The sequence below is a fragment of the Leptotrichia buccalis C-1013-b genome, assembly GCF_000023905.1.
Classification (GTDB): domain Bacteria; phylum Fusobacteriota; class Fusobacteriia; order Fusobacteriales; family Leptotrichiaceae; genus Leptotrichia; species Leptotrichia buccalis.
Window position 1 is genome coordinate 63,078 of the sequence record NC_013192.1, and the last position, 16,117, is coordinate 79,194.

Annotated in this window: 17 protein-coding genes and 1 pseudogene; 4 read left to right on the forward strand and 14 right to left on the reverse strand. The window is 32.8% G+C overall.

Going from position 1 to position 16,117, the window contains the following annotated elements; translation table 11 throughout:
• Nucleotides 1-129 precede the first annotated feature (129 nt).
• From LEBU_RS00275 to LEBU_RS00290, 4 genes are read left to right on the forward strand one after another with little or no spacing between them, the layout of a single operon-like run.
• Nucleotides 130-1,074: an ABC transporter permease gene (locus LEBU_RS00275; RefSeq protein WP_041760702.1), complete on the forward strand. Its 945-nt coding sequence runs from the start codon at nt 130-132 to the stop codon at nt 1,072-1,074.
• Nucleotides 1,075-1,076: 2 nt separating this feature from the next.
• Entirely contained in the window at nt 1,077-1,889 is an 813-nt protein-coding gene (locus LEBU_RS00280; RefSeq protein WP_012806185.1) for an ABC transporter permease, read from the forward strand.
• The gene (locus LEBU_RS00285) at nt 1,877-2,662 is read left to right on the forward strand and encodes an ATP-binding cassette domain-containing protein (RefSeq protein WP_012806186.1); all 786 of its coding nucleotides are present in this window, start codon (nt 1,877-1,879) and stop codon (nt 2,660-2,662) included. Before LEBU_RS00280 ends, LEBU_RS00285 begins: the two co-directional genes overlap by 13 nt.
• 1 nt (nt 2,663) lies before the next feature.
• Entirely contained in the window at nt 2,664-3,434 is a 771-nt protein-coding gene (locus LEBU_RS00290; protein ID WP_012806187.1) for an ABC transporter ATP-binding protein, read from the forward strand.
• Between the two features lie 90 nt (nt 3,435-3,524).
• On the opposite strand, the gene LEBU_RS00295 is transcribed toward LEBU_RS00290, so the two are convergent.
• The 14 genes and pseudogenes from LEBU_RS00295 to eutD form a co-directional block, all read right to left on the reverse strand.
• Nucleotides 3,525-3,995 (reverse strand): cupin domain-containing protein, encoded by a 471-nt coding sequence (locus LEBU_RS00295; protein ID WP_012806188.1) that lies wholly within the window; start codon nt 3,993-3,995, stop codon nt 3,525-3,527.
• Nucleotides 3,996-4,020: 25 nt separating this feature from the next.
• Nucleotides 4,021-5,118: pseudogene (locus LEBU_RS00300) on the reverse strand (HAD family hydrolase).
• Nucleotides 5,119-5,200: 82 nt separating this feature from the next.
• A complete protein-coding gene (gene eutH, locus LEBU_RS00305; protein ID WP_012806189.1) occupies nt 5,201-6,298 on the reverse strand; it encodes an ethanolamine utilization protein EutH in 1,098 nt (365 codons plus the stop codon).
• A 263-nt stretch (nt 6,299-6,561) separates the two neighbouring features.
• The gene (gene eutL, locus LEBU_RS00310) at nt 6,562-7,215 is read right to left on the reverse strand and encodes an ethanolamine utilization microcompartment protein EutL (RefSeq protein ID WP_012806190.1); all 654 of its coding nucleotides are present in this window, start codon (nt 7,213-7,215) and stop codon (nt 6,562-6,564) included.
• A 62-nt stretch (nt 7,216-7,277) separates the two neighbouring features.
• Complete coding sequence (eutC, locus tag LEBU_RS00315) at nt 7,278-8,219, reverse strand: ethanolamine ammonia-lyase subunit EutC (RefSeq protein ID WP_012806191.1); 942 nt, start codon at nt 8,217-8,219, stop codon at nt 7,278-7,280.
• Nucleotides 8,220-8,232: 13 nt separating this feature from the next.
• The gene (locus LEBU_RS00320) at nt 8,233-9,597 is read right to left on the reverse strand and encodes an ethanolamine ammonia-lyase subunit EutB (RefSeq protein ID WP_012806192.1); all 1,365 of its coding nucleotides are present in this window, start codon (nt 9,595-9,597) and stop codon (nt 8,233-8,235) included.
• Between the two features lie 30 nt (nt 9,598-9,627).
• Nucleotides 9,628-11,058, reverse strand: a complete 1,431-nt coding sequence (gene eutA / locus LEBU_RS00325) for an ethanolamine ammonia-lyase reactivating factor EutA (RefSeq protein WP_012806193.1) — start codon at nt 11,056-11,058, stop codon at nt 9,628-9,630.
• A gap of 45 nt (nt 11,059-11,103) precedes the next feature.
• Nucleotides 11,104-12,507, reverse strand: coding sequence for a sensor histidine kinase (locus LEBU_RS00330; RefSeq protein WP_012806194.1), 1,404 nt, complete (start codon nt 12,505-12,507; stop codon nt 11,104-11,106).
• Nucleotides 12,500-13,078: an ANTAR domain-containing response regulator gene (locus LEBU_RS00335; RefSeq protein ID WP_012806195.1), complete on the reverse strand. Its 579-nt coding sequence runs from the start codon at nt 13,076-13,078 to the stop codon at nt 12,500-12,502. Before LEBU_RS00335 ends, LEBU_RS00330 begins: the two co-directional genes overlap by 8 nt.
• A gap of 21 nt (nt 13,079-13,099) precedes the next feature.
• Nucleotides 13,100-14,218: a 1-propanol dehydrogenase PduQ gene (locus LEBU_RS00340; RefSeq protein ID WP_012806196.1), complete on the reverse strand. Its 1,119-nt coding sequence runs from the start codon at nt 14,216-14,218 to the stop codon at nt 13,100-13,102.
• Between the two features lie 20 nt (nt 14,219-14,238).
• The gene (locus tag LEBU_RS00345; RefSeq protein ID WP_012806197.1) at nt 14,239-14,535 is read right to left on the reverse strand and encodes a hypothetical protein; all 297 of its coding nucleotides are present in this window, start codon (nt 14,533-14,535) and stop codon (nt 14,239-14,241) included.
• Between the two features lie 4 nt (nt 14,536-14,539).
• Nucleotides 14,540-14,809: a EutN/CcmL family microcompartment protein gene (locus LEBU_RS00350; RefSeq protein ID WP_012806198.1), complete on the reverse strand. Its 270-nt coding sequence runs from the start codon at nt 14,807-14,809 to the stop codon at nt 14,540-14,542.
• 1 nt (nt 14,810) lies between these two features.
• Nucleotides 14,811-15,455, reverse strand: a complete 645-nt coding sequence (locus LEBU_RS00355) for a hypothetical protein (RefSeq protein ID WP_012806199.1) — start codon at nt 15,453-15,455, stop codon at nt 14,811-14,813.
• Between the two features lie 19 nt (nt 15,456-15,474).
• Nucleotides 15,475-16,110, reverse strand: coding sequence for an ethanolamine utilization phosphate acetyltransferase EutD (gene eutD, locus LEBU_RS00360; protein WP_012806200.1), 636 nt, complete (start codon nt 16,108-16,110; stop codon nt 15,475-15,477).
• Nucleotides 16,111-16,117: the final 7 nt, after the last annotated feature.

Here is a 16,117-nt window from a genome sequence, read left to right on the forward strand (position 1 = left end):
TTAGTTTGTTTCATAACAAGGGGTCTTGACCCCTTGCTAAAAAGAATTTATAACAAAACCATTATTTTAACAAGAAATAGTTCGATTTTAAAGAGGTTGAATATATATTCAATTTTAAGGGATGATTTTGTGATAAAAAAATTAATATCATTATTTTCGATTTTTCTGGCAATATCAGTTATCACATTTTTTCTTGTAAAACTGTCGCCAGGAGATCCTGCCCAAAATTATTTAAGGGCATCACATGTAAGCATAACCACAGAAACATTAGCAGCAACCAGAAAAAATCTGGGACTGGACAAACCTTTGCACATTCAGTATTTTAACTGGCTCACAGACATATTAAAAGGTGATTTTGGAACATCATATACAAAAAAAGCTCCTGTTACAGAACTTGTAAATGAAGCTATTGTTCCAACTTTTCAGCTTGGGATTTTCTCATTTGTAATTTTGATTATATTATCTCCTTTATTAGGAATCCTAAGCGCAATTAAGAGAAATACAGCTTTTGACTACATAATCCAAGTTTTATCGTACACAGGAGTATCTCTTCCCACTTTTTGGCTAGGCTATATACTAATTATTTTCTTTTCAGTTTCATTAAAAATCCTGCCTGTTTCAGGAAGAGGCGACTGGAAAAATTTTATATTGCCTTGCATAACGCTTGTACTGCCTTTAATTGCACAGACGACTTTTTTTATAAGAAAAAATATACTTGAAGAAATGGAAAAAGCTCACGTTGAGAATGCGATCATTCGAGGTGTTTCCAAAAAAAGAATAATTCTCAACCACTTACTAAGAAATACATCTATTCCAATTATTACAGTTCTAAGTTCAAATATTATGTATTTACTGACAGGAAGTGTATTAATTGAGGAAATTTTCGCTTGGCCGGGTATTGGAAAATTATTTACTACAGCAGTAAAAACTGGGGATTTTCCATTAATTCAAATTTGTCTTTTATTTTTTGGAGTAATGTCTATTATTGTAAATGAATTTACTCAAGTACTTGTAAAATATATGGATCCAAGATTAAGAATAAAAGAAAAATCCAAAGCTGGAGGTGTATTATAATTATGAAAAAAAGAAAATTATTTTGTTTTTCAGTATCATTACTTGCTGTATTGATTTTCATTGCTATTTTTGCACCTTTACTTGCTCCTTATGATCCGCAGTTCACCGATATTTCACAAAAACTGCAGCTTCCAAGCAAAATTCATAAACTGGGAACAGATCATATGGGAAGGGACGTTCTTTCAAGATTAATTTACGGAACAAGGCTATCACTTATGATTTCAGCCCTAATTACAGTTGTTACTTTATGTATAAGCTTTCCTGTGGGAATTTTGGCAGGCTGGTTTGGAGGGAAACTAGATAAAATATTTTTATGGATTGTAAATGTCTTCATGGCTTTTCCGAGTTTTCTTTTGTCAATGGCATTTGTCGGCATTTTAGGACAAGGAATAGGAAACATTGTAATTGCTGTAAGCGCTGTTGAATGGATTTACTATGCAAGAATTTTAAGAAATACAGTTTCTAGCGTCAAACAGCAGGAGTATGTTCAGGCAGCACAGGCAATCGGAGCTTCGCCCTTTTTCATAATAAGAAAACATATTCTTCCTTTTGTTTTCAAGCCTGTCTTAATTGCAGCGCTAATGAATATTGGAAATATAATTTTAATGATTTCAGGATTTTCCTTTTTAGGAATAGGAGTGCAGCCAAACATATCCGAATGGGGAATGATGCTAAACGACGCAAAGCCTTACTTCAGACGAATTCCAGGGCTGGTACTATATCCAGGACTTGCTATCTTCATAACAGTTTTAACATTTAACCTGTTAGGTGAAACTTTTGATAATAAAGGAATTAAAAAATTATGGAAAAATTAAATATAAATGCACTAAAAGTCAGTATTGATAACAAAACAATCCTAAATGATATTTCATTTACATTACTCAAAGGGGAAACTCTCATTATCATTGGTGAGAGTGGTTCAGGAAAAACAATGCTTTCCAGACTATTAATAGGAATAAAGCCTGATAATGCCAGCATAAATGGGAATATATTTTTTGATGGAAAAGATTTATTAAAAATATCAGAAAAGGAATGGAATGAATACCGAGGTAAAAAAATTTCATATATTTCCCAAAATCCTATGGCTGTGTTTAATCCTTTTCAAAATGTGGAATCTCACGCTGTGGAACTGTTTCAAAGCAGGCTTGGTTTGTCAAGAAAAGAATGTATAGACAAAATGATTGAGGAAATGAAAAAATTAAATCTTCCAAATCCAGAAGCATTAATGAAAAAATATCCATTCCAATTAAGTGGGGGAATGTTACAAAGAATAATGTTTTCAATGATGATTCAACTGGAACCTGAGCTCCTGATAGCCGACGAGCCTACTTCAGCCCTTGATTACTATAATACTGAAAAAGTTACTGAATTACTTAAAAATCTACAATCTCAAAACACTTCACTTATAGTAATTACTCACGATTACAATCTTGCAAAAGAACTTGGTGGAAAAATAATTATTATGAAAAATGGAAATTTGATTGAAAAAGGTAATACTTTTGATATGTTAAAAAATCCTCAAAGTGACTACGGCAAATCATTAATATTAAGAAAACGTTACACAAGATACAAAAAAGAAGGAATTTAATATGAAAAAATTAGTAATTGAAAATGTAAGCAAATACTATGATAAGAAAGCCATTTTGTCCAAAATAAATTTATTTGTTTCACAAAACGAATGTCTTGGTATTATGGGAGAAAGTGGTTCAGGAAAAAGTACATTAGCAAAATTGATTGTAGGACTGGAACCCTTTGATGAAGGAAATATCATATTTAATAAAATATCATACAAAAATATCAATAAAAAGCAATTATCCTTAATTCATCGTAAAATTCAGCTAGTTTTTCAAAATGCTTTTGGTGCAGTAAATCCAAAATATACAGTAGAGGAAGTTTTGACTGAACCTCTAAAAATACACTACAAAAAGGAAATTTCATACGAGGAAATGAAAAAACGTGCAAAAAATTTTTTAAAAAAAGTAGGACTTGACCCTGAATTTATGTCACAAAAGTCCATTCAGCTAAGCGGAGGACAACTACAAAGAGTCTGTATCGCAAGAGCATTAATACTGGAACCTGAAATAATCATATTTGATGAATCTGTGAGCGGTCTTGATCCTATCATTCAGGAGCAAATACTTGAACTGCTTGGTTCACTAAAGGAAACTATGAATTTAACATACATTTTTGTTTCCCATGATTTTGAAGCTTGCTATTGTCTATGCGACAAAATAGCTATATTTGAAAATGGAGAAATAGCCGATATTATTGAAAATCTTGATTCTCCTATCATAGTAAAAAATGAACGGATAAAACGTATTTTGGGAAAAGCTGTAGATTTTATTGAAACTATTCAATAAATTTATCTTTATAGTATTTTTCCATTTGAATAATACAAAAGGCTGTTATCACCTTTGTACAATGTAGTGACTAACAGCCTCTTTTTTTGATTATACTATTTTTTTTATAGTTTCTTCCCAATTTGCAGGATAAATTACATATAAAAATCTTGCAAAGTTAGGAGCACTAAATTTTATTTTTGAACCTTTAGGAATTAAAATGGCATCTCCTCTATTTCCTGTAACTTTATTTCCATCAACTATGATTTCTAATGTTCCATCTATTACATAGTCTATCTCGTCATAGTTCAATTCCCAATCAAATGTAGATTCTTCCATTTCCATAACTCCACAGCTTAATCTTCCACTTTCCTCAATTGAAAATACGTCTGTTAGGAATACTTTGTCATTTGGATTTCCTGTATCAAATTTTTCTGGTTTTACAGTAGGAATTTTAACAACCCCAACTCCACTTTTATCAATATGTTTTTCAAATCCTCCAACTTTTTTCTTTAGTTCTTCTTGTACTACTTTTCTAAGTATTTTTTCTAATGTTTCTCTGTCTAAATTTTTTAAATCCATAGTTTTTTCCTCCCAAATTACTATATTAATTTTCAGGAACGAATAATCCTGTTTGTTCACTTCTTATTTGAATTAATGCTCTTGGATCTTTTGCTAAGTCGTCAAGTTTTCCTTTTCTTTTCATAAGAAGTAAAATTTTTGTACCTTTATATTCAGAAAGCATGTTAGCATCTCCTATACTGTCACCTGCAACTAAAATAGGATCTTTTCCACCATGTTTTGGTTTTAAGTATTTGTTTATTACTTCAACTTTTCCTTTAGTTTGTGTTTGTGGATAACCATGTTTGTATTCAGCTCTATATTTATTTCCATTCATTTCAAGACGCATTCCGTAAACGCTGTCAGGACTTAAATTATATCCATAAGATTTGTCACTTGCGAAAACTTTTACTATATCTTCAAGAGAAGCCTAAACTATATACACTTTTATACCATTTTTTTCAAATTCATGAAATAAATTAGCTGTTTCAGGCTGAGTTCTTAATCCACTCTTATATTCGTATTTTACTTTTCCAGCTTCACCTGTTAACTTGTCACTTGATTCAAGAACATATTTCCCAAGTTTATTTCCTATTCCAAAATCATTAGCTTCTTTTGCCAATTTTTGCACTTCTTCTACAGTCATATTATCAAACAAGTAAAGAACCCATGGATAAGCAATATCATGAGAAAAACTTCCACCTATTGCTTCATAAAGAAATGCCAATTTCCCTCTAAAGTCTTTAAATTCTTCTGTAGCTTTTATTTTTTTCAAAGACATTTTTTTATCTTTTATATAATTATTATAAAGGAAAGTATATCTTTTATCTAAATCATTTGCTATTTTTGTAATATTAATAGCTTGCCCCTTCACATTTGAATATTCCTTGTCAAAATTATCTAATGGAATATCTTTTCTAATTGCCTTTGAAAAGGCAGCAGGTGTCATTTCAAATTTCAAATTATCTATTTGGTATCTAAACAGATTTTCTTGAGTATCTTGATAAATTGATGTATAATCCCAGTCAAAAACAACATAGTTTCCTTTATTCTTGTTTTCATCTATAAGTTTTGATAAGGCTTCCCTATTTTTGGGAACCCACCTTAATTCGTCTAAATTGGCAGCTGATAACACTAATGCCATAAGTAAAAATACCAATAATCCAATTAATTTTTTCACATTAAATTTCATCTTTTCTCTTCTTGGATAATATTATTTTATATTTTTATTTTGCAGATTCTTTTTTGCAGAATAATACTTTTGCTACAACTATCGCTGTTACTCCTGCCACTAATTTTCCAACTATCATTGGGAAAATCATTTGAGTATACTTTCCACCTTCAAATCCAGCTGTAAATCCTAAATGGTCTCCAAAGACGAATGCCGCACTTACTGCAAAAGCAATATTCATAACTTTTCCATTCGCATCCATATCTTTTAAAATTCCAAACATTGGAATATTATTAGCCAAAGTTGCAACTAATCCAGCCGCACCAACTTCATTCATTCCAAGTCCTTTTCCTAATACTTCAAGTGGTTTTCCAAATACTTTTGTAATAAAATGTACCAATGGATATGCTCCAGCTAAAACTATTGCAATTCCTCCAACTGTTTCCAATCCTACATCAATTGATTTCATCCCTGGAATTACAACAAAACCTGTTAATTTTTGAATAATTGCAGCCACTAACCCTATTGTAATTATAATTACCACAGCTTGACCAAAAACTTCAAATCCTTTTGTCATTTTTTCAGGCATAAAAATTAAACCTAAAATAATTAATGTAGCAACAATTATTATTGGTATCAAATTCACTAAAATCAATCCTATCGGGAATCCAGACACTAATCCACCTGCAAGTACTCCTAACGGTATTGTAGTAATTCCAGCTAAAATTCCTTTTGCCAAAAATGGCTTGTCATCTTTTTCAATAATTCCTAATGCTACTGGTATTGTAAACACGATAGTTGGTCCCATCATCGAACCTAATATAAATGCCGCTAATCTTCCAGCTTCTGGATTTTTAGCCATTTCTAATGCAAGTGGAGCTCCTCCCATATCATTTGCAAGAAGTGTTGTTGCAAACATAGCCGGATCTGCTCCTAATGCTGAATAAATTGGTCCTACTATTGGTGTCAAAAGATTTTTTAAAACTGGTGCTAAAGAAATAATCCCGACCATGGCAACCGCAAGTGAACCCATAGCCATTATTCCTTCTTCAAATTTTTCACCATATCCCAGTTTATTTCCAAATATCTTATCTATTCCACCAATTGCCATAAAAATAGTCATAATAATAATTATTATTTTATCTATTCCCATTTTACATTCCTCCCAAATTTTCACTCAAATTTTCTATTTTAAGTGAAAATACTCAAAATTATGTTATATTTTTGTTAATTCCTATAAAATATTTTTTATTTGATTGTAAAAAATTGCAAATAAAATTTATATTTAACTATAAGGTTTTTCACAAATATTTTAGAAAAATATAGAATTGCCTAATCAAAATAATTATTTATTTAATGGAAATAATGTTAAAAATTTACAAGGCAATTCTATTTTATATAATGATGATTTACTCATTAATAATTTAATGGATTATCTGCTACAAATTTTACAGCTTCAGCGAACGCATCACAAGCAGCTTTACATGCAGATTGGCTTCCTGTCAAAAGTCCTCCACCAAAGTTTGTTTCTGAAGGCGGTCCATAAAATGCAACCAATCTCACATCAGCAGCTTTTAATGCGACATCCAGAGCATACATTGCTTCTAATGGCGGTGCTATTAAGTAAGCCAAAGATTCACCTTCTGGAATTCCTGCAGTTTTTGACAAATAAGTTCCTGTTCTTGATATGCAATGTGCAAAATATGCGATGCTGTCATCATCATTTGCACTTATAAACGCTGCTTCATTTTCAATAAAATCAACTGCTGCGGCAAGTCCGCTTTTTACTTCAGCAGGAGTAGGTCCTGATAAAATTCCTATTACTTCTCCAGCCAGTTTTGTATTCGCATTTGCAGCTCCACCGTAGAATGATTTTCCATAAGCTACATCCACAACGGCTTTTTTTGTAGCTTCATCCAAAGCAGTATATGTAACATCATCACAATCTGCCGTCAAAATCCCTATACTTCTATGTTCGTTTGGCAATCCTAATTCTTTAGCCATATCACTATCTACATTCGGAATTAATCTCACAGCTAATACATTAGCTTTTAATCTATCGCCTTTCATTTTTCCTCCTAAAAATATTAATTTTATTTTTATTCTTAAATTTCAACTATTTAAATTATTTTTTATAATTTCAAATCTTGTCCACTTGCTTTTGCGTCAATTATTTTCTTGATTAATGTTGCAACGTGTGCCCCTGCTTCTGCTGATGGAGTTCCATCCTTATGAATATTTGACACAACTGTTCTTTTTGCTTCAGAAATTCCTGGACGAGCCTTGTAAGTAATGTAGGCACTCATACTTTCTGCAGTTGTAAGTCCCGGACGTTCTCCGATTAATATGCACACAACTTCAGCGTTCAAGATTTCTCCAACATGATCTCCCGCTCCAACTCTTCCATATTTGATAAAGAACGGCGTACCAGTATCAATTCCATATCCTTTAAGCCCATTTAACATTGCAGGTATTATATTTTTAGCATTCGCTTCAATCGCAGTTGAACTTAGTCCATCTGACACTACTATTTGCACTGTTGGATTTTTTTTACATTTTTCTTCTATGATTTTTATTCCTTCTTGCGAAATTTTTCTACCCAAGTCAGGACGTGTAATATATTGGTCTCTGCTTTCACATTCAGTAGTAATTTCAAATAATCCAAGTTCATCTAGAAATTCTGTAGGAACGTCATTAAATACAGCATCTTGTGCAGCAGCGTGATCTGCTCTCAATCTTAACAAAACTTCCGTTCTCATTCTTGTTCCAGCTCTTCCGATTCCTAGCCTTGCAGATGTTTTTTGTTTTAATTTCATATATTCTTCCCTGTCTTCAGGATTATCCACAAGCATCTGCTCTTTTACATTTATTTTTCCGATATCCCTTACTTCTCCATTTACAATGTGTGGATTTTCACGTGGGTTTTCATCTTGGTCATAAGTGGAACTTGTGCTGACAACTGGTGTTTTTTCTTCCATAACTGTGACAGGTGTTTCTTTTGCTGGCGTTTCCTCTATTTTTATTTCGCTTATTATTTTTTCAATTACGTCTTTTAGTTCTCTTTCTGATAACATTGATTTTTCCTCCCTATTTTAAGAAAATTGAAGCATCTCCGGCTCTATCTGTAAGTTTTCCATCTTTCATTATTCCCATTTTTTCTAACCATTGTTCAAAAGGTTTTATAGGTCTTCTGTTACATATGTCTCTTAATGTAGCATCATCGTGATAAGAAGATGTTTGATAGTTAAGCATGATGTCGTCTCCCGCAGGAATAGCCATAAAGTAGTTACATCCAGCAACTGTCAATAATATTTTCAAGTTTTCAATATCATTTTGATCCGCTTTCATATGGTTAGTGTAGCAAGCGTCAACTCCCATTGAAATTCCTGTAAGTTTACCCATAAAATGATCTTCAAGTCCAGCTCTTATTACTTGTTTGCTGTTATAAAGATATTCTGGTCCAATAAATCCAACAACCGTATTTACAATAAATGGATCAAATTTTTTCGCAAATCCGTAACATCTTGCTTCCATTGTAACCTGATCGCATCCATGGTGTGCATCTGATGATAATTCTGAACCTTGTCCTGTTTCAAAGTACATTACGTTAGGTCCTGTTGCTGTTCCATGTTTTAATGCCAATTCTCTTGCTTCCTGAATCATATCTCCAGTTATACCAAATGCTTCATTTCCTTTTTCAGATCCTGCAATACTTTGGAAAATCAAGTCTGTAGGCGCTCCTCTTCTAACTGCTTCCATTTGTGTAGTTACATGAGCCAATACACATATTTGTGTAGGAATTTCCCATTTAGTTTTTATTTCATGAAATCTGTGCAATACTCTCATAACACTGTCAACACTGTCATCAACTGGGTTTAACCCTAACAATGCGTCTCCTTGCCCAAAGCTAAGCCCCTCATACGTAGAAAGCATAATTCCATCTGGATCATCAGTTGTGTGATTAGGCTGCAATCTTGTTGCAAGTATTCCATCTCCACCTATTTCAGTATTACAGAATTTTTTAATTCTTATTTTGCTTGCTCCTTGAATAAGATCCATGTTACTCATAAGTTTAGCAACTGCTGCTACCATTTCACTTGTAAGACCTTTACTAATTCTCTTTATGTCGTCACCACTTGTATGAGAGTCTAAAATCCATTCTCTTAATTCACTTACAGTCCAGTTTTTTATTTCTCCATAAATTTTTTCATTTACAGCATCCTGTATAATTCTTGTAACTTCATCTTCTTCATAAGGTACTGCAGGATTATTTCTCAAATCTCTCAATGTTAATTCAGCCAGTACAGCTTTTGCGGCAACTCTTTCTTCCGCTGTGCTTGCACTTACTCCAGCAAGTTCATCTCCTGATCTAAATTCACTTGCTTTATTTTGCACATCTTTTACAGATTTAAATTCATACGTATGTCCAAATAATTTAGTTTTTAATACCATTGTTACATGCCACCTCTCTAAATTTTTTATTTAATAACTGAATACCAATGTTTTTATTACAACAGGCAATACATTTCCATTTCCTAGTGGCGCCCCTATGTCAATATAATCTCCATCTCTCACTTTTACACTGTCTATGCAAATTATATCGTAACCATCAAGCGCAAGTTTCATACATTGTCCCAATACTTTTGCCATATCGTTTTCAACTATAACGATTACAGGATGAGTTTTGTTATGTTTTCTTTTTATAACATCTGAAATTACCGAAGATAGCTCCATTATGTCGGTATATGCCATATTGTGTTTCCCTTTAAAGGCAAGTGCTACATTTTCAATTTCATTTTCAGAATTAAACCAGTTTAGTTTCCCTTCAATAACCTTTCCTAATTCATTATGTGGCAAACTTTCATCCGATTCTGACAGTTTCAATACAGGAATATTTTTTATTGGAAAAATTCCTTCAGTATAAGTTATTGTACTTCCACTTATTTCTGTCGTATGGCTTCCTGCACCAACTACTGTCGCTCCAATTGTTTCACTTAATTTTAGAGGCTCTATATTTAACTCTTTTAGGACTTTTACCAGTTCCTCTCCAAGTACTACCCCTATATCGTTATATTTGTACAAGTCCTTTTCAGTTTTTCCATAAACAAAATCTGCAACTCCTCCAGTAAATGAATAATGCTCAATGTTGTTATTATGTTTTCTGAAATCTTTATATGTTACTATTTTATGGTACAAATCTGTTTTTGGCAAAAGTTCAATACTTTCAAGAACAAGCTGTGCCATTCTTCTCGTTATTTTTCTCAAATCCTGCTCGTTTATTTTTCTGCCTAATTCCAATTTTATATTTACATCATCAGCAATATCATACATTTTTTTGAAAATATAACGTGTATTCCCGTTTTCATCAAATTTTATAAGTCTTCCTCCGATGTCAAGACAAGTGGTATCTTCCACTTCCCCTCTATTGAAAACTACAATGTTTGTAGTTCCTCCTCCGATGTCAAAGTTTACGATACTTGTATTTTTCTGTTCGGAATATCCATAAGCTCCCGAACCTTTTCCAGCAATAATGCTTTCCAAATCAGGTCCTGCTGTTGCAACGACGAAATCTCCTGCCATTCCACTAAGAATTTGCAGTACTTCCTTCGCATTTTCCTTTCTTGCAGTATCTCCTGTTATTATTACAGCTCCTGTCGAAACATCCTTGTATTGTATATTGGCTTTTCTGTATTCAGATTCTATTATTTCCTTAACTTTTTTTGCGTCTATTTTTGTTTCATTTTCTAATGGAGTAATATAAATTTCGCTTCTATATACAACTTCTTTTCCTATTATTTTAAGCTGAGGCGCTGTAAATGCAGTTCCTCTGTTTTCTATATAAATTTTTGAGAAAATAAGCTGCGTAGTAGAAGTTCCAATATCTATTCCCACACTTAATATTTCTTCTATCATTATGCTAGACCCCTTTGTCTTCATTGATATTTAAATACTCACAAATCAATTTTCAAATCCAAAACTTATTTCAGTTCCTTTTTTTCCAGTTTTTATATCCAGATTTCCATAAAGTTTTTCCTTTACAAGACTTTTTACTATTCGTAGTCCAATGCTTCCTTTTTCAAAGTCCTTTTCATCCATTCCAATTCCATCATCACTTATGGAAATATGGGATTTCATCTCTCCTCTTTTCACTTTAATTGTTATATGTCCTTTGTCCCGCTTCTTAAAAGCATGCTTTATACAATTTTCCACAAGTTCATTCACTATAAGGGCAATAGTTGTAGCCTTATCTGAATTAATTTCAAAGTTATCTCCTATTACATCTATTTTCAATTTCAGATGCCCTTCCAGATTTTCTCTCACCGAATTTTTCAGAATTTTATTTATGACTTCCTTTATTTTCAGCTCATCAAGTCCATTTTGAGCAAGCAGCTCGTGAGTTACCGAAATACTCAAAATCCTGTTAATACTATCGCTAAATGCAGCCTTTACAGCTTTATCCTCTGTTTTTCTTGCCTGTATCCTAAGCAAACTTGCTATTGTCTGCAAATTATTTTTCACTCTATGATGTATTTCCTTGATTACAACTGATTTTAAGACAAGTTCTTTTTCCTTGATTTTAATTTCGGTAATGTCCTTAATAAACAAAACTACATTTTTAACATTTTTTGTTTCCTTTACCAAGATATATTCCAGACTTAAAACCATATTTGAGATATTTATATCGGATTTTTCTTTGACTTGTCCACTTAGCACATCTTCAAATTCAACATTGTCAATTACAATATTGTCAAACTTTTCTCCAAGGAAAAAATCCTTATAGCCTATCTTCCTGTACACATATTTCGCTCTAGAATTAGCATATATGCACACGCCTTCTTCATTAAAAATTATAATTCCATCATTAATGTAGTCAATTATTTTTCGCTCCCGCAGCATTCCAACGGAACTCATAAGAATGTCATCAGTTGCATTGTTTAAAAAACTTAGCTCCTTATTGATATTTTCTTCATTCATGCCTTCCTCAACTATAAGAACGGCTATCACTTCTCCATTTGTTCTATCACTTCTTATAGGCACTACATTTTGTGTAACGCTTTTATTTTCTTGCGTTAATGCTTTATAATCTCTTGACGGATGTCCAGTTTCTAGTGTTCTTAATACTGCTGGCTCATTTTTTCTATAAGCAAATTTCCCTACAACGCTTTGGGTGTAACTTGATCCTTTTCTTGGATTTGCTTCAGCAACCACAATCGCCGTATCCCTATTTTCCGTCATACAGTCAATAAATACGTCCGCCTTTAGCAGCTTGCTCATAACAGGCAGCCCTTCACATATTTTTTCCAGCTTTTCAATATCTTTATTTGAAAGGTTTGTATATTGTTTACATATCGTTCTAAGCATTTTCATCTCCAGATAAAATTATAATATCAGATATTTTTCCCATATCGCATCTTTTATTCATGCTAAGCGTCCTTATATACTCGTATGCCTCCTTTTCCGTAAAATCTCTTGTTTTCATCAGAATACTCTTGGCAATATCTATTTTTTTTCTGTCTTCCAGTTTTTGACTCGTTTTTAAATATTTTTTTTCCAGTTCCTCGAATTCTTCTTGCTTGTTAAATATAATTTCAAGATTTGGAATAAAAGATTTTTCATCAATAGGCTTTACAATATATCCTATTATTCCTATATTTTTAGCTTCTTCTATAAAATCCTTACTGGAATAGGCTGTAAGTAAAACAACACCTCTAGACAATTTCTCCTTTGTTATTACTTTCGCTGCTTTCAGTCCGTCCAGTATAGGCATTTTAATATCCATTATTACAAAATCTGGTTTATATTTTCTGCTTTGTTCTATTGCATCAAATCCATCTCCTGCCTCAGCAACTACATCGTAATTTGCTTCCCTAAGTATCTCGCAAATATCCATTCTTGTTATCGGTTCATCGTCTACAACTATTATTTTTCTCATCTTTTTCTCTTTTCCTAAAATTTAATATAAATCTGTCAATAACTGCTTCATTTCAATTCTGCTAAATCTTCGTGGATTTTCTCCTGTACACATATCATTTTCTATTTGATCAATTATGCCTTCCATTTCATCAAAATATTGTTCTTTCGGGATTCCAAGTTCACTTAAACTGTTTGGTATTCCCATTTTAGCTGCTCTCATTTTAATAGCCTTTGCCAGTATCTCCACACCTTCTACATCTTCTTTAGGAGAAAATCCTAACGCTTCCACAATTTCCCTGTAATATTTTGCCGCATTTTTATTTCGTGCATTAAATTGTATAACTTCTGACATGATTACAGCATTTAATCTTCCATGCGGTTTATGAAATCTTGCTCCCAGAGAATGTGCTATGCTGTGATTTATTCCCAATCCTGCATTACTAAATGCAACTCCCGCCATACAAGAGGCAATCTGTAAATTAATTCTTTCTTTTTCCAGTTGCGGATTTTCAAAATTACTTACCAAGTCAGCAAATACTGTCTTTATCGCTCCAATGGCAAATGTATTTGTAAATAAGTTTCTAGATTTTGAAACATATGCTTCTATAGCATGTGTCAAAACATCCATTCCTGTGTCCGCAATTATTGATGGTGAAAGAGTTTTTATAAATTCTGGATTTAAGATTGCTATATCGGGCAGCATTTCGCTATCGCTTAGCGGTATTTTTTTATCTTTCGTTGTAACAACTGCATAAGATGTCACTTCTGAACCTGTTCCGCTCGTTGTTGGAATAGCAATGAATTTTGGCTTTTTATTTTGTCCCATTGCCCTTTTTATCTGATTTGTAAAATAAATCATTGATTTGCAGGCATCTATTGGTGAACCTCCTCCAAGTGCTATTATGCAGTCGGGATCATGTGCACTTAATTCCAGCATTCCCTTTATAATTTCCTCATCAGTGGGATCAGGCTTCACATCCGAATATACTTTGGCTTCTATTCCTCGCGATTTTAAGATATTTGTCACTTTATTTATGACTTTCAGTTTTACCATATTTTCATCTGTAACTAAAAATACTTTTTCCATTTCCAGTGTTCTTAATATATCCAAAGAATTAGCGCCATAATGAATATCCGGTTTTATTTGAAATAACCCCATTGACTCCACTTCCTTTCTTTTTATAGTAATTCTTTTAATTTGGATAATATTTTTTGGACTGTTTCAGAATCCGTTATTTTAAATTCTTTTGTAATTATGTCAATAACTTTTTTCTCAAAATTCTGACAGTCTTTTTTTATTTCATTTTTCATTTTACTTTCTGATTCACAGCAACATTTTTCATATTTTACTCCAATTCCCTTATCCCTTATTATGTCCTTTGCTCCTGGAGTAATAATCATATCAGCTTGAATCACAAGTTCATTTTCTTGAACATATTCAAAAAGATTTTTTACCGTAATCAATCTTTTTCTCATTTTTTTACTCCTTTTCCGATTCCAAACTGTCTATTATTCCTACGATAGTCGCATCTACTGGGGTTTCAGCATCGAATATATGTCTTGCAGAACTTCCTGTAACAATTATCACTTTGTCGTCTTGTCCAGCACCAATGTAATCTGCTGCCACCATTTTTCTGCTTCCACGTCCTTCATCTGTCCCTTCCACTTCAACTACCATTAGTTTTAGTCCTTTCAGTTTTTCATCCTTCCTTGTTGCCCAGACATTATCCACAACTTTTCCAATTAACATATTATTGCCTTCTTTCATAGCATAATTCAATACTATTTTCTTTTATATAATCCATCGCAAGGGAAGTTATTTTAGATTTTGCATCAACTTCAAGCGTCTGATTTTTTAATTTCAGCTTTCTGAGCCTTCTTTCTGTTACCAAGCCTTTCAAATAAACTTTTTCTTTCGTACAAAAAACATTTTTAACTTCCGTTCTTTTTACAACCTTTATTCCAAATTCCCTGACTTTATCAAGATACCCGTCATAAAGATTGATTAATGCAGCAGGTTTGGTATATTTTTTATATTCCAGCCCTTCTTCCACAAGTACAACTTCCCCATCGTTAAAAAGAAATTCCGTTATAACACTTTTTCTCCCTTGTGAAAGCTCAATCAGCTCATTTATCCCAAGAGTTGACACTACAAGTCTTTTTTTATTTTCACATTGTCCGATTTCTTCCCAAGTGCTGTCTAATTTTATGTTTTCCATAAATGATGCTTCTTTTTTCAATTCATCCTTCAAAACTTCATCATTTCCCAAAAAAGCTGTTACTACTGATTTTTTAGAAATAATCTCGTTATTTTCAGATAATTTTTGATTTTCTCTTTTGGCAATTTCCTTTAACACTTCCCTTGCAAGCACTTCTATCAATTTCTGAGTATCCATTTTATCTCCTTACAACGCCTTATTTTTCAATACTTCCAGTCATTCCTGAAGTATACCCGCAGGAATTGGCTTCATCAAAGTCTATGTGCATGCTCAGTCTAAAACTGTCCCTTACTCTTATTAAAACATCATCAAATATTAACGGCCTGTCACTGTGAATTTTCACTTTTACAGTTTCGCCGTCTTTTACAGAAAGTCTTTTTGCATCTTCATTTGTCATATGAATATGTCTTTTGGCAACAATAACACCTTTATCCAGCTGTACATATTTATCTCCTACACCTAGCAGTATTCCCGGCGTTCCTTCAATTTTTCCACTTTCCCTTATCACTCCCTTGACTCCTATTTGACGGCAGTCAGTAAGCGATAATTCCACTTGCGAAAAACTTCTGCAAGGTCCTAATACTACAACATTGGAAAATTCTCCTTTTGGACCAATCACTCTGACTCTTTCCTTTGCCGCAAATTGTCCTGGCTGTGATAAATCCTTTGCTGGAGTAAGTTCATAACCTTTTCCAAAAAGTGCTTCCACATGCTCCTTCGTAAGATGTACATGACGCCCTGAAGCCTCAACCATAAAGGTATCATCCTTTTCTGCACCTAGAATTTCCTGTAATTTTTCTCTTATTATTCTCTCCAATTCATTTCTGTCCATAGCATCT